The organism is Haloarcula sp. H-GB5 (genome assembly GCF_054850705.1).
This window is the reverse complement of sequence record NZ_JBTWBG010000002.1, coordinates 633961-647050: the sequence shown is the minus strand read 5'-3', so window position 1 is coordinate 647050 and position 13090 is coordinate 633961. Positions and strand designations below refer to the sequence as shown.

The 13090-nt window shown below is 63.7% G+C and carries 14 protein-coding genes; 7 read left to right on the top strand and 7 right to left on the bottom strand.

The window, feature by feature from the left end; translation table 11 throughout:
* Positions 1-121 precede the first annotated feature (121 nt).
* The 3 genes from proS to ACYJ11_RS11325 form a co-directional block, all read right to left on the bottom strand.
* Entirely contained in the window at positions 122-1576 is a 1455-nt protein-coding gene (gene proS, locus ACYJ11_RS11335) for a proline--tRNA ligase (RefSeq protein WP_461647842.1), read from the bottom strand.
* 115 nt (positions 1577-1691) lie between these two features.
* Positions 1692-2477 (bottom strand): SAM hydroxide adenosyltransferase, encoded by a 786-nt coding sequence (locus ACYJ11_RS11330; RefSeq protein ID WP_461647841.1) that lies wholly within the window; start codon positions 2475-2477, stop codon positions 1692-1694.
* 96 nt (positions 2478-2573) lie between these two features.
* Positions 2574-3296 carry a hypothetical protein gene (locus tag ACYJ11_RS11325; RefSeq protein WP_188851603.1) on the bottom strand — a complete coding sequence of 241 codons (723 nt, stop codon included), beginning with the start codon at positions 3294-3296 and terminating at the stop codon, positions 2574-2576.
* 81 nt (positions 3297-3377) lie between these two features.
* Here ACYJ11_RS11325 and ACYJ11_RS11320 point away from each other — a divergent pair, with 81 nt between their 5' ends.
* The 3 genes from ACYJ11_RS11320 to ACYJ11_RS11310 all read left to right on the top strand — a co-directional run bounded on the left by ACYJ11_RS11320 (position 3378) and on the right by ACYJ11_RS11310 (position 5557).
* Positions 3378-3713 carry a DUF7471 family protein gene (locus tag ACYJ11_RS11320; RefSeq protein WP_461647840.1) on the top strand — a complete coding sequence of 112 codons (336 nt, stop codon included), beginning with the start codon at positions 3378-3380 and terminating at the stop codon, positions 3711-3713.
* Positions 3710-4213, top strand: coding sequence for a winged helix-turn-helix transcriptional regulator (locus ACYJ11_RS11315; RefSeq protein ID WP_461647839.1), 504 nt, complete (start codon positions 3710-3712; stop codon positions 4211-4213). The genes ACYJ11_RS11320 and ACYJ11_RS11315 overlap by 4 nt, the downstream gene beginning before the upstream one ends.
* Before the next feature lie 78 nt (positions 4214-4291).
* Complete coding sequence (locus ACYJ11_RS11310) at positions 4292-5557, top strand: DUF7405 family protein (RefSeq protein WP_461647838.1); 1266 nt, start codon at positions 4292-4294, stop codon at positions 5555-5557.
* Between the two features lie 14 nt (positions 5558-5571).
* Here ACYJ11_RS11310 and ACYJ11_RS11305 read toward each other — a convergent pair whose 3' ends face one another.
* Positions 5572-6054: a hypothetical protein gene (locus tag ACYJ11_RS11305; RefSeq protein ID WP_461647837.1), complete on the bottom strand. Its 483-nt coding sequence runs from the start codon at positions 6052-6054 to the stop codon at positions 5572-5574.
* Positions 6055-6164: 110 nt separating this feature from the next.
* Between ACYJ11_RS11305 and ACYJ11_RS11300 the strand changes: the two genes are divergently transcribed.
* Positions 6165-7223, top strand: coding sequence for a DUF7350 domain-containing protein (locus ACYJ11_RS11300; RefSeq protein ID WP_461647836.1), 1059 nt, complete (start codon positions 6165-6167; stop codon positions 7221-7223).
* 725 nt (positions 7224-7948) lie between these two features.
* On the opposite strand, the gene ACYJ11_RS11295 is transcribed toward ACYJ11_RS11300, so the two are convergent.
* Complete coding sequence (locus tag ACYJ11_RS11295) at positions 7949-8431, bottom strand: hypothetical protein (RefSeq protein ID WP_461647835.1); 483 nt, start codon at positions 8429-8431, stop codon at positions 7949-7951.
* A 265-nt stretch (positions 8432-8696) separates the two neighbouring features.
* Between ACYJ11_RS11295 and ACYJ11_RS11290 the strand changes: the two genes are divergently transcribed.
* The 3 genes from ACYJ11_RS11290 (at position 8697) to ACYJ11_RS11280 (ending at position 11117) form a co-directional block, all read left to right on the top strand.
* Complete coding sequence (locus tag ACYJ11_RS11290; protein WP_461647834.1) at positions 8697-10613, top strand: beta-CASP ribonuclease aCPSF1; 1917 nt, start codon at positions 8697-8699, stop codon at positions 10611-10613.
* A 79-nt stretch (positions 10614-10692) separates the two neighbouring features.
* Positions 10693-10848, top strand: a complete 156-nt coding sequence (locus ACYJ11_RS11285) for a hypothetical protein (protein WP_170098180.1) — start codon at positions 10693-10695, stop codon at positions 10846-10848.
* Between the two features lie 20 nt (positions 10849-10868).
* Positions 10869-11117: a DUF7861 family protein gene (locus ACYJ11_RS11280; RefSeq protein WP_461647833.1), complete on the top strand. Its 249-nt coding sequence runs from the start codon at positions 10869-10871 to the stop codon at positions 11115-11117.
* 37 nt (positions 11118-11154) lie between these two features.
* Here ACYJ11_RS11280 and ACYJ11_RS11275 read toward each other — a convergent pair whose 3' ends face one another.
* Together ACYJ11_RS11275 and ACYJ11_RS11270 are read right to left on the bottom strand one after the other, a co-directional pair.
* On the bottom strand, positions 11155-11709 hold the full coding sequence (locus ACYJ11_RS11275; RefSeq protein WP_461647832.1) for a hypothetical protein: 555 nt from the start codon (positions 11707-11709) through the stop codon (positions 11155-11157).
* Positions 11706-13031 carry a divalent metal cation transporter gene (locus ACYJ11_RS11270; protein WP_461647831.1) on the bottom strand — a complete coding sequence of 442 codons (1326 nt, stop codon included), beginning with the start codon at positions 13029-13031 and terminating at the stop codon, positions 11706-11708. Before ACYJ11_RS11270 ends, ACYJ11_RS11275 begins: the two co-directional genes overlap by 4 nt.
* Between the last annotated feature and the right edge of the window lie 59 nt (positions 13032-13090).

The following is a 13090-nucleotide window of genomic DNA, read 5'->3' as shown; positions in this document are numbered from 1 at the left end:
TTCGCGAAGTACGCCGTCTCGCTCCGACCTTTTACTTCCTCGGGTGCGCTCGTGACACTCGCGCACCGCTCGTCGTAAAAGGTCGGCGAAAACTGTGGTCCCTCGCTCCGCTCGGGCCCGTTCAGTAACTCTTCGCGAAGTACGCCGTCTCCTCGGCGTCCTCACCGCAGATGGCGCAGTCGTCGTGAATCGGCTCCTCGTCGCGGTCGAGGGGCACCATCACGATTTCGGCCGCAATCGCGTCCTTGATCGGCTCCTCGCAGTCCTCGTCGCCACACCAGCCACACTTCACGTAGCCGCCGTGCTGGCCGATGGTACCCAGAATCTCCTCGCGGGACTCTGCTTCACGGATTTCGCCCTCCAGCGTCTCCTCGGCGTCGGCGTATAGCTTGGCGTGGACAGTGTCGAGGTGGTCGGTAACGGTGTCGGCGATGCCGTCGCGGCCGACCGTCTCGGTTTCGCCGTCGGGTCGGTGGACCAGCGTGGCCTCTCCGTCCTCAACCTCGTGGGGGCCGATTTCGACACGGAGGGGAACGCCGTGGAGTTCGTGTTCGTTGTACTTGAAGCCGGGATTGCGGTGTTCGCGGTCGTCGAGTTCGACGCGGACGCCGGCCTCGTCCAGTTCGGCGGCGAGGTCGGCGGCGTAGTCGATGACTACGTCCTTGTTGTCCTCCTGCCAGATCGGGACGACGACGACCTGATCGGGCGCGAGTGCGGGTGGAAGGACGAGTCCCTGGTCGTCGGAGTGGGTCATGATGAGCGCACCCATCGCGCGCCAGGACAGTCCCCACGAGGTCGTGTGGGCCGTGTTCTCTTCCTCGTCGGCATCGGCGTAAGTGATGTCGAACGCCTCACCGAAGGAGGTCCCGAGGTAGTGGGAGGTAGCGGCCTGCACGGTCTTGCCGTCGGGCATCAGCGTCTCGATGGTCGTCGTCGTGTGCGCACCGGGGAACTTGTCGTGAGGCGGCTTGCGTCCCTTCAGCGGCGGCATTGCCATGACCTCCTCGTAGAGGCGGGCGTACTGGTCCAGACGGGTCATCGTCTCCTCCCACGCGCCGTCCTCGTCGGCGTGGGCGGTGTGACCCTCCTGCCAGAGGAACTCCTTGGTGCGGAAGAACGGCTTCGTCTCCGTTGCTTCCCACCGGACGACCGAGCACCACTGGTTCAGTCGCATCGGGAGGTCCCGGTGCGAGCGGGTCCACTGCGCCATGAATGGCGCGATAATGGACTCGCTGGTGGGCCGAACCGCGAGACGCTCTTCGAGTTCGTCGTGGCCGCCGTGGGTTACCCACGCCACCTCGGGGTCAAACCCTTCGACGACGTCTTTCTCCTTCTCCAGATAGCTCTCGGGGATGAACAGCGGGAAGTAGGCGTTCTGCACGCCGGTGTCCTTGAACCAGCCGTCGAGGTTGTTCTGGATGCGCTCCCAGATGGCGTAGCCGCGTGGACGCGTGACGATGAACCCGCCCATGGGGGCGTAGTCCGCGAGGCCGGCCTTCTGGACGACCTCGGCGTACCACTCGCCGGGTGAATGCTCCTTGCTCTCGGTGATGCCGAGTTCCTGCTCGCCACTCATTAGGTGTGTCGTAGCCCACGGCGCTAATAAACTCCCCGAAGGGTGGTGAGCCACTGGCACGCCGGCCGCCCCGGTTCTGCGCCGCACTCTGCAGCATCGGGAACGCCGTCCCGTCTCAGCCCTGTTCCGGCTGAATCGTGAGTTCGTCGCCGGACTCCGGATCACCGAAGGCCGCCGCCGCAGACCCGCCGCGCAAGAACAACTCCTGATATGGGTCGCCCCCACCTGCCGACCCCGGGACGATAGCGATAGAGCCCTCCGGAACGTCCGACACGGCATCTCTGACGGCGACCTCACGGGACTCGTCGTTGAGTTCGACAGTGACCGTTTCCGCCGCCGGGTCAAACTCCGAGGTCCGAATCGAGGTCTTGACGTTCCCGTAGCCGTCGACGTGACAGACGACGGAATCTGGCGGGGCCGGCACGTCATCGAGTGACCGCGCCGGGCCGAGCGACGAGTGATTCCCGTTCGCGATTTCGGCAACGCGGCGCGGGAACACGTCCCGCGAGCGGAACTGGCCAGTATCCGCCGGGAGTTCGATCTCGCGGAACGTCGTGGCGTGATCGGTAACAAACGAGAGGTTGTAGCCGGCGTCGACGGCGACGACGGGGACGCCGTTGTCCAGTTCGAGATAGCAGAGCGCCCCGCCGGTATCGGGCCGCTCGGGTGTCGATTCCGTTGTTCGCGGTGCCGTGTTCGAGTAAATCAGCAGGTCGTCGAACGACGGATTGTGGATGCCGAGCTGCGCGATCCAGAACCCCGTGGCGACCGTCGAGAACGGCTTGACCTCGGTCGATTGGACGGTCATCGTCGGGTCGGCGGCAGTGAGACGATGGACGACCTCTGAAAAGGCCGGGTCGGCCGGGCCGTAATCCGCGATGAGATGAACGAACGTGCTCATGTGAAGCTCCGGTCGCTACCACGTCGGTGCGCCTGTATAATCTTGTGCCTTTGTACCAGACATGAGGTTATCGAGCGTCCCTGACGACGCCGACACTCAGGCCCCAATCGTCGTCAATGAGGCGATAGAGTCGGCGACACGGCGTTCCATCCCTGTCCCGGTGAACCCCGGCGCGGGGTCGACACCCTGTGCGTAGAACTCCGACTCGCTCTCGACGAACTCGACACAGAGTGCGCGCGCACCGAAGCGGTCCAGTAACTCTCGGACGCGGGCCGCGAGTGTCACCTCGACGGTTTCCTCGCTGATTACGTGGTCCAGCCCGGACACTTCCGACCGGACCTGAATCGCTCGCAGATGGGTTTCGCGGCCGTCGTTGACGGCGAAGTACTTGTACTCCACCGGCTCCTCCCGAACCCGGGCCTGGTAGAAATCGCCCTCGTCACAGTTCGCCGGCATTCCGTCCCAAGAGTAGCGGGTCCGGGCGATGTAATCGCGATCCGGCTTCTCGAACCAGACGGACGGGACCTGACAGCCGACCTGTTCCAGGCCGTGCAGGGCGACGAGTCGGCAGGACAGCGCCGTCGTCGGCAAGAATCCGTTCCACGTCTCGATACCAGCCCTGTCGGCGTATCTGAGTGCGCTGAACGACTCGGGCCGGAGCGTCGTGTTGACGAGTGCGGCCAGCTCGTCGATATCGGCTTTGGCGACCGGGTTTCCGGGGCGGAGAAACTGGACATCAAACCCCCGGGCGGAGAGCCGCTCTGCGACGGCACCGAACACCGGGTGTTCAGGCTCGCAGATGAAGCCGATGCAGTCCATACCGCCACGTCTCAGCGGTCCGATAAAAAAGCCGCGCAAAACCGAACGACTGAGGCACCGTGGTTCCGAAGTGAGCGCCTGATGAAACCGCTCAGTATTGGGGGCCACCTCGGTGCCGGGGGCTGGGACATCGCCGCCGTCGTCGTCCTCTCCGCTGTGACCGGGGCAGTCCTGTGTGGACTCGCCCTCGCCGCGTACCGTCAGCGCGGGACTCGTGCGTATCTGTTGATTGCGCTCGCACTTGTCGCGCTGTTCGCCCGGCCACTCATCGCGTTGTTGTCGGGGTTTTCAGTGGTTTCAGCACCGACCCACCATCTCCTCGAACACGCGCTTGATACCGTCTTTGTCGTCCTCATCCTCGGCGCAGTGTACTACGCCCGGACAGTCGAGAAACGCCTCGATGAGGAGGGACTATGAGCGATACCAGATCACGGATTTACCGGCATATCGAGTCTCATCCCGGCGTCCACTTCCGAGAGCTGACACGGGCGCTGGACCTCGCGACGGGGCAGGTACAGTACCACCTGGCCAGACTTGACCGCGTTCACAGCGAGTCGGTCAACGGGCGCACGCACTACTACACGTCGTCGTTCGACCCCTGGGAACGCCACGCCATCGCCTTTCTCCGTCGCGAGACAGCGAGAGACGTTCTCATCATGCTCATAGAGTGCGAAGCCGCCCGCCCCAGCGAGGTGGCCGACCACCTCGATATCGCACGGAGTACGCTCGAACACCATCTCAGCGGGCTGGTCGAGCACGACATCGTCGAAAAGCGCCGGAGCGAGGGACGAGTGACGCTGGCGCTCTGTCGCCCGGACCTGACGGTCGAACTGCTCGCGGCGGTTGACCCCAAAGCCCCCGACCGCCTGTCGGATCGCTTCACCCGGTTACTCGACCGCCTCTTCGAGAGCGGCTAGCTCGGCTAGCCGTGGACAGTGGCCGATTTCGAGTCCTGTACCACAACCCAATTGCACGGGCAGCCCATAGTGTGGGTGATGACTGAACGCGGGATTTCCCGACGCGAGTTCGCCAAGAGCGCCGTCGCCATCGGCGGCACCGCGGCGCTGGCCGCCTGTCTCGACCGCGGGTCAGGGACAGTCCCGGACGGAACCGACGATCCCTCGTCTCTCCCAGCGCGCCAGCACGCCTGGGACGCGTCGCTAGCGACAGACGACGCGGGGAACCACCGACTGTCGCGCCACCACGTCCTCCTGTTGCTGGACTACACCGGCGACGGAACACCGACTGAGGCCGACCGCGAGCAGGTCGAGACGGCGCTCCGGGACCTCGAACGGGCCTACGAGTGGAGCAACGAGGGATTGCTGTTCACGCTGGGGTACAGTCCGGCCTACTTCGACCGCTTCGGGGCCGACGTAGCCGGCGTCGACCTCCCCGAGCCAATGGCGCTTGCCCCATTCGAAGACCCCGAACTCGACACGCCCGACGCACTGCTGCACCTCGCAAGCGACGATGAGCGGGTCGTTATCGAGGCCGAAGAAGCATTGAAGGGCAATCAAGAGACGGCCAACGACCACGAGATGAGCGCGACCGTCGATGGCGTCCTCAGTGAGGTAGAGCGACGGACAGGATTCGTCGGGGCCGGGCTGCCCGCCGAGAACCAGGACGTCGACGGGGTTCCGGACTCCGAACCGGTCCCCAAAGAGGCCCCGCTGTTCATGGGGTTCAAGTCCGGGTTCAAGGAAAATCAGGCTTCCGAGGACAGAGTGACGGTCGACTCGGGACCGTTCGCCGGCGGCGCGACCCAGCACCTCTCGAAGATCCGGCTACAGCTCCAGCAGTGGTACGAACAGGACTCCCGGGACCAGCGCGTCTCGAAGATGTTCTGTCCGGCCCACGCCGCCGAAGATAAGGTCGAAGGCGTCGGCGAGAACCTCGGCACGGACAACGGTGCCGGCGAGTGCCCCGAAGACGTGGTCGACAGCGGCCGACGGGAGGGCGTCGTCGGCCACGCACAGAAGATGTCCCGCGTCAGGGAAGACGGGACGCCGACCATTCTCCGCCGGGACTTTGATTCGACCGACGGCGGTGAAGCGGGATTGCACTTCCTCTCGCTGCAGCGCTCTATCGCCGACTTCGTCGGAACGAAACAGGCGATGAACGGAACGGACGTCGCCAACGAATCCGCCGTCGGTCAGCGGGTGAACAACGGTATCCTCCAGTACATGACGGTCACGCGACGCGGGAACTACCTGCTCCCGCCACGTGACCTGCGGGCGCTCCCACCGGCCGATCCGGCCTGACGGCTCCGTTGTCGTCAGGATACTTGATCACGATTCTCGACTGACTCGCGAGCGAGGGCGTCAGCACTGACGCTGTAGCGATACGACTGGGTGAAGTAGTCGGATATCGGTCCTTCCGTCGCCGTCGACCCAACCGGCGGGTCAGTCGTCGAAGACCCCGTACAGGTGATGATGACATCGTACCCCCACGACCGCTCGGTGACGGTATCAACGCGGCAGGCGAGACGCATCTCGGTGTATTCACCCTGCCACAGACCGTTGTAGACGCTCCGGTACTGGTAGTTGTAGACAAACTCACGGGCGGACGACTCGTTCAATATCGCGGGCCGGTCGGGCCGTTCTTTCGGACCGTCGTGGAATTCGACGGTCCCGGTCGGAGGGGCAACGGTTGTCGTTGCCTCCGACGGGGTCGGTGACCCCGGCGGCGGCGCGCCGAAGCAGCCTGCTGTCAGGACGACGACCCCGAGGACTGCAAGGCGAACAGATTGGGAGGGCATGTGCGAAAATGTACCGACCGATGACAAGTGTCTTGTGCCGTCTAGATCCCGCCACGGCATTCGGCTATCGTACCAGAACGGTCTTTCAGATGAGGGCCCAAAGGCGGTCCATGAATCGACGACAGTTCCTCGCCAGTGCCGGTCTCGCCGGCACGACGATCCTGGCGGGGTGTGGTTCGCTGAGTTCCCAGTCGACACGCGCCCCACCGCTGGTCGAGAACCGCCCCGACGCCACGTACCGCCCCACCCACGCTGAGGGAATGGGGATGGCCGGGATGGCGCAGGCAGGCGAGTACATGGTCGGACTGAGCTACTCCTTTCCCCACCGCTTCTGGACGGTGACCGGAACGACGGCCGAAAAGGTCGACATCCGGAGCGAGGACAGCGTTCACCTGATGGCGACCGTCTGGGACCCCGAGACGGAGATGGTCCTCCCGGTGTCAGCCGGGCTGTCAATCACCGTCGAGCGCGACGGCGAGACAGTTGCCGACAAGTCCCCGTGGCCGATGATCTCCCAGAACATGGGGTTTCACTACGGCGACAACTACGCACTCGACGGCGACGGCGTCTATCAACTCTCGGTCCGTGTCAACGGCATGGGCGAGCGCCGACTGGGTGCCCTCGAAGGCCGGTTCAACGAGGCCGGCGAAGCGACGGTCGAATTCGATTTCGCACAGGGCACCCGCGACCAGCTCTCCTTCGAAGAATTCCCGGACGCACAGGGCGAACGCGCGGCGGTCGACCTGATGAACATGGACATGGTGCCGACATCGCAGGTCCCCGAAGTATCGGCCCTGCCCGGAACAGTGCTCGGGACGGACAAGGGAAGCGACGGTGTCTACGCCGTCACCTGGCTTCAGGATGCCGCGTTCCTCGCCGACGGTGAGTCGTATCTCGCCGTCTCGGCTCGGACGCCGTACAACCGCGTTCCCCTGCCGATGATGTCGCTGGACGGAACCGTAGACGCCGACGGTGAGACGGTGTTCCAGGACGCGCTAACCGCCGCCGTGCATCCCGAAATCGGCTATCACTACGGCGCAATCGTCGAGACAACAGCCCAAGAGCCGTCTGTTGGTGTTGAGATCGTTGCCCCGCCGCAGGTGTCTCGCCACGAGGGATACGAGACGGCGTTCCTGACGACGCCGTCGTTCTCGTTCTCCGGCGGCTAACCGCGATCAGTCAACCCACTCGACGTAGTCCGGGCACTCGTCGCACTCCACGCGGGTCGCCCATCTCTCACCGCGGTCGTGGTTCAACGGTGCCACCTTGATCACGGTAACGTTCACTGAACCGCATTTCGGACACTGTCCTGGGATTTTGGAGTTGGACATCGTAGGATTTCCTCTTGGCTAATAAACAATTCTCAGTTGTCAGTAATGTTATTTTCCCCCTGAATTACGACTTGGCCGGCAGCGTACAACTCATAGCACAGTCAACAACTCCTGTAGAACAGGACTGTCCGGTTGCGGTTCTGAGAGGCCACACAGTTAGGACAGTGGTAACTACCCAGTAGGGAGACGATAAGGAATGTCAACGGCCGCTCCCGGCACCATCCCAGATACTGCGGTGGACTGCAACACCACGCTTACGACCCGTTTCCAGTCAGTCGAACCACTCGGTGTAATCGTGACAATCGCGGCACTCGGCGCGTATACTCCACTCGTCTCCGCGCTCGTGAAAGGACGGTGCAACCCTGTGTATCCGGACAGCGACGACTCCACACTCTGGACACTGACTCGGAACCGGCTCACCAAACATGCATTGGTACTATCTGTAGAGTCACAATCTCATTCTTGTTTGATATTTCTTTCCTAAAATAACATAATACTCGTTATATTTAGGCTTTAATTGGCAGAAAACATAACAGACCGGTACAGTAACAGTCTACCCGATTTCACTCCACAGCAAACGGACTCTCCGTCTGCTGCCACGGCCAGCCCGGGACGCGTGTCTGGACCCCGGCCGCGAGCGCGGCGTCGAGGTCATCAGCGCCTGCGGTGGCCGTCTCGTCACCGTGGGTTCGCAAGTCCGCGACATGGAAGGTCGCCTCTGCGAGCAGTCGGAGCGGTTGCCCACCGGCGATCATAGCCGCCAGCTCCCGGCCGAGGAGTTCGTCGATAACAAAGCCCGGGTAATCGCCTGTAACGTCCAGTTCTCGGAGCAAACGGACCAGCGCGGCGACGTTGACCGCCCGGTCGCCGTCGGCGAACACCTCGTCGATAGCGGCCGCGTAGGCGTCGTCTGTGAGCGTGTCAACGTCAACACCGAACTGCGAGCCCAGATACGCTCGCGTTTCGTTTATTAGCGGGACAACGTCGTCAGCCCGTTCCTGTACCCACTCATACTCCTCGTGGACGGTTTCAGGCGTCAGTCGCATGGCGGTGTCTCACGTGGTGGCCGCTTACCGCTTGTGGGCACACACGACGGCGACTTCGGGACCGTTCCGACCTCCGTATTGCGAAGGCTTTTATAACACGAGGGGAATACTGAGAAATAGAGGACGGTTTTCCGGACATCTCTCCACGTCCGGAGGCAACTCACCGATAACTGATGACTTTATTAGAGAGCGTACATCCCGCGGCACCAGGTCGGCCCGCACCAGCCGTGGACGGCCCCGCTACCGGGATGACCCGTTTTGAGCTATGAGCACTGTAGACAAGCAACTCGAAGACGTGAAGGCAACGATCGACGAGGAAGTCCCGCGCCGTATCTCCGTCTCGGATGTCACGTACGAGGGACCGGAACTCGTCATATACACGCGTGACCCGAAGGAGTTCGCCGCGAACAGCGACCTCGTTCGCCGGCTCGCATCGAAGCTCCGGAAACGCATCACGGTCCGCCCGGACCCGGACGTACTGGCCCCGCCGTCCGAAGCCGAATCGGCGATTCGGGAACTCATCCCGGAGGAAGCCGGCGTCATGGACCTGAACTTCCACACTGACACCGGCGAAGTCGTCATTCAGGCACAGAAGCCCGGCGTCGTCATCGGCCGCCGTGGCGCAACTCTGCGCGAAATCACGCAGGAAGTCGGGTGGACGCCCGAAGTCGTTCGGACGCCACCAATCGAATCCTCGACGGTCGACAACGTCCGGAACTTCCTCAAACAGGAGCGCGAGGACCGCCGTGATATCCTCGAGCGCGTCGGCCGGCAGATCCACCGCGAGCCGATGTCGGACGACGAGTACGTCCGCATCACGACGCTGGGCTCCTGTCGTGAGGTCGGCCGCGCCGCGTTCATCCTCTCAACGCCGGACACGCGAATCCTCATCGACTGTGGCAACAAGCCCGGATCGAACGGCGAGAAGCCGTATCTGGACATCCCGGAGGCGTTCGGGGCTGGAACCAATGGTATCGACGCTGTCGTTCTGACCCATGCGCATCTCGACCACTCAGCACTGGTCCCGCTGCTGTTCGAGTACGGCTACGACGGCCCCATCTACTGTACCGAGCCGACGCGAGACCTGATGGGACTGCTGACGCTCGATCACCTCGATACCGCCGCGGACGAAGGCCGGACTCCGCCGTACGACTCCGAGATGGTCCGCGAGGCGATCAAACACACCATCCCGCTGGAGTACGGCGACGTGACCGACATCGCGCCCGATATCAAGCTGACACTGCACAACGCCGGCCACATTCTGGGCTCGTCGGTGTGTCACTTCCACGTCGGCGACGGGCTGTACAACGTCGCCTTCTCCGGCGATATCCACTACGACGACACGCGCCTGTTCGACGGCGCTGTCAACGACTTCCCGCGGGTGGAGACGCTCGTGCTGGAGTCGACCTACGGCGGCCGCAACGACTACCAGACCGACCAGGAAGACTCGGAGCGAAAGCTCAAACAGATTATTCAGAACGCCTACGACCGCGACGGGAAAGTGCTTATTCCGACCTTCGCCGTCGGCCGGTCGCAGGAACTCATGCTCGTCCTCGAAGAGGCGATGCGGAACGGCGACATCCCCGAGATGCCGGTCCACCTCGACGGGATGATCTGGGAGGCGACAGCCGTTCACACGACCTACCCCGAGTATCTCCGTGACGGGCTACAGGACCGCATCTTCGACGAGGACAAGAACCCGTTCCTGGCCGACCAGTTCAACCCTATCGACGGCGGCGACGAGGAGCGACAGGAGATTGCCGACGGCGATTCCTCGATTATCCTCTCCACGTCCGGGATGCTCACTGGCGGCCCAGCCATGTCCTGGCTCGAACAGCTCGGCCCCGATCCTGACTCGACGCTTACCTTCGTCGGCTATCAGGCGCAGGGAACGCTCGGCAAGCGAATCCAGCGCGGCATCGACGAGGTACCCGTCGGCGGCAGCGGGCGCAGCGAGACGGTCGCACTGGAGATGAACGTGGAGACGGTCGACGGCTTCTCCGGGCACGCCGACCGGCAGGGGCTGGAGAACTTCGTGAAGACGATGAACCCACGGCCCGAGAAGATCCTCTGTGTCCACGGCGACGAATCCGCGACACAGGACCTCTCCTCGTCGCTGTATCACGACCAGAACATCCGGACCTTCGCGCCGGAGAACCTCGAAACGTTCCGCTTCCGCTGATCCGGTTGCTTTTTTCGTTCATTCTCTCTCCCCGATAACCGGACGAACCTCTATACCGCAAGCGGGTGAAGCGTCACGTATGGACATCACCCAGTATCTCGACGAACTCGAACCGGTCGGGATGGTACTCATCGGCCTCGTACTGTTCATCATCCCGGAACCCGCGACATCGACACTCGGGATCGGCCTGATGATGCTCGGCGGCGCATGGTGGTTCTACGAGTGGAATCGGTGAGATAACTCACAGGAGTATCGATGAATCACGACCGCATTCACGCGCAGGAGCCGTCACACCACCGCGACCGCTGGACAGTCGGCACGATTATCGGGATAGCTGAGCGGGACGGCCATTGCGTCGTCACCGTCGAAGACGGGGCCGGCGAGCCGACGGAACTCGTCGTCACCATGGCCATTCGCGACCTCTTTATCAGTCGGCTGGACATCGGCGACGACGAAAGCCCGGTCGGCGAGCGCGTCTGGTTCCGGAAACGCGGCGGACAGTAGCAAGCCGCTAACGCGTCCGGGCAGCGGTCGACGGTCGCTACGACAAGTCGACGGTCCGGTCGGCCCAGCGTCGGAGCTGACCGAGCGCGTCGCGCTCGGCCCGGGACACCGGATTATCGACACCCAGTTCGTCGCTGTCGAAGGCGTTGAGGACGGCTGCGTCCGCCGTCTCACAGTATTCGGTGAGCCGGCTGACCGATGCGAGGTCGTGCTGGAACGGAATTGTCGCATCGTTGACGAACACCGCACGGGGATTCTCCGGGAGCGCGTCCATCTGTTGCTCGGCACGGCGGGCGTTCTCCCGGGCGAGCGCGATGGCCCGATCGTCAGTCTCGCTTTCAGCGCGCGGCGCACTGGCATCAATCCGGCCGACCCAGACCGCCTCCGGTACTGTGATGAATCGGTCAAGGCGGCCGCCCAGAATTGTCCCGTCGCGTTCGAGTTCGGGCGCGAAATCGAGGACGACGACGCCGGCGGTCCCTTCGCTGTCGAGCCAGGCGTCGAGGGCGGCAGCGGTCGTCCGCGTCTTGCCGACGTTGGAGGGGCCGGTGACGAGCGTCGACCCCGAGAGCGGGAACTGGAGGCCGGTCACGCGAGGAGTTCCTCCCGGAGGAACTTCCCGCCGAGGCCGACCATAGCGAGGCCAAGCGCGACAGCAAACGCCAGCACGAACCCGGAGAGCGGGCCGACGCCACCGCCGAGCTGCTCGACAACGAAGTTCGCGGCCAGCCCACCCGAAACAGCGATCAGGGCTAGCCCGCCGAGGTTGGCCACGAGTGAATTTGATTCCGAAACTGCGTCGGAGTTCAGGAGATAGAGGACGAGGGCGATGGCAAAGGGCGTGCCGACAGTGCCCAGCGCGAGCACGAGGACGAGCTGGCCGAGGACGTTGCCGCCGATGAACGCACCCGGCGCGGACAGCAGCGCGACAGCGACGAGCAGTCCTCGGTAGCGGCTATCCTCGATAGTGGTGCCCCAGCCGAGCTTATCAGCCAGCAGGAACGGCGGAACGATGGTGTTGCCGCCAAGCGTCGACACGGCAGCACCCCAGAGGCCGAGCAGGAACAGCCAGCGGGCACTGTCGCCGACCAGCGGACCGAGGGCCTCAGCAGCGCCGACCGTCGTAAGGTCGCCGGAAGTGAGTACGCTAGCCGTCACCAGGAAGATGGCGAGGCTGTAGATGCCGAAGGCCACCAGCATCGACGCTCCCACGTCGACCGTCGCGAGGTCGTAGTCCTCGCGGGTCCAGCCCCGTGCCCGCATCGTGTAGGAGTGCATCGTGATGAGCGTGATGTGGACCGCGCCGCCGAGGATGCCGGCCGCAACCAAGGCGCTCCCGGACGGGACCGAAGGGACCAATCCGGTCACCGCCGCACCGGTGTCGATAGGCACGACGAACAGGCTGGCGACGAACGCAACGACGACCAGCAGGACGAGGATCTTCGCGGCGAGTTCGAGGAACCGGTAGCCACCACCTGCTAGCCCCGCTGCGAGAATGAGCGCCCAGGCGATACCCCAGATACGCGCGTCGATACCGGTCACCGTCGCCGAGACTGTTGCGACGGTCTTCATGATTACCAACTGTGCCACGCCGGCCGCAAGCACCGCATCACCGACCAGCAGCCACGCCCACGTTTCGCCGAGGTTGTCCTCGACGACGGCGACGATACCGCGCTCGGTCAGCAGTCCCAGCCGCATCGCGAGGTACTGGGCCAGCGCTCCCGCCCCTGCTGAGAGGACAACAACCCACAGGAGACTGTAGCCGAACGCACCCCCGGCAGTGACGAGGCTGGCTATCGTCGCCGGGCCGGCGGCGATTGCGCCCGCAATCCAGGACGGGCCCATCGCTTCGACGTAATCACTGATTGTCCCGCTGCTAACAGCCGAACTATCGACGGTTTCGGTCGAACTCATACCTCCGGCTTGGGTGAGGCCCCCTGAAAATACTGCCGACATATTGTTCGGTGGTATTC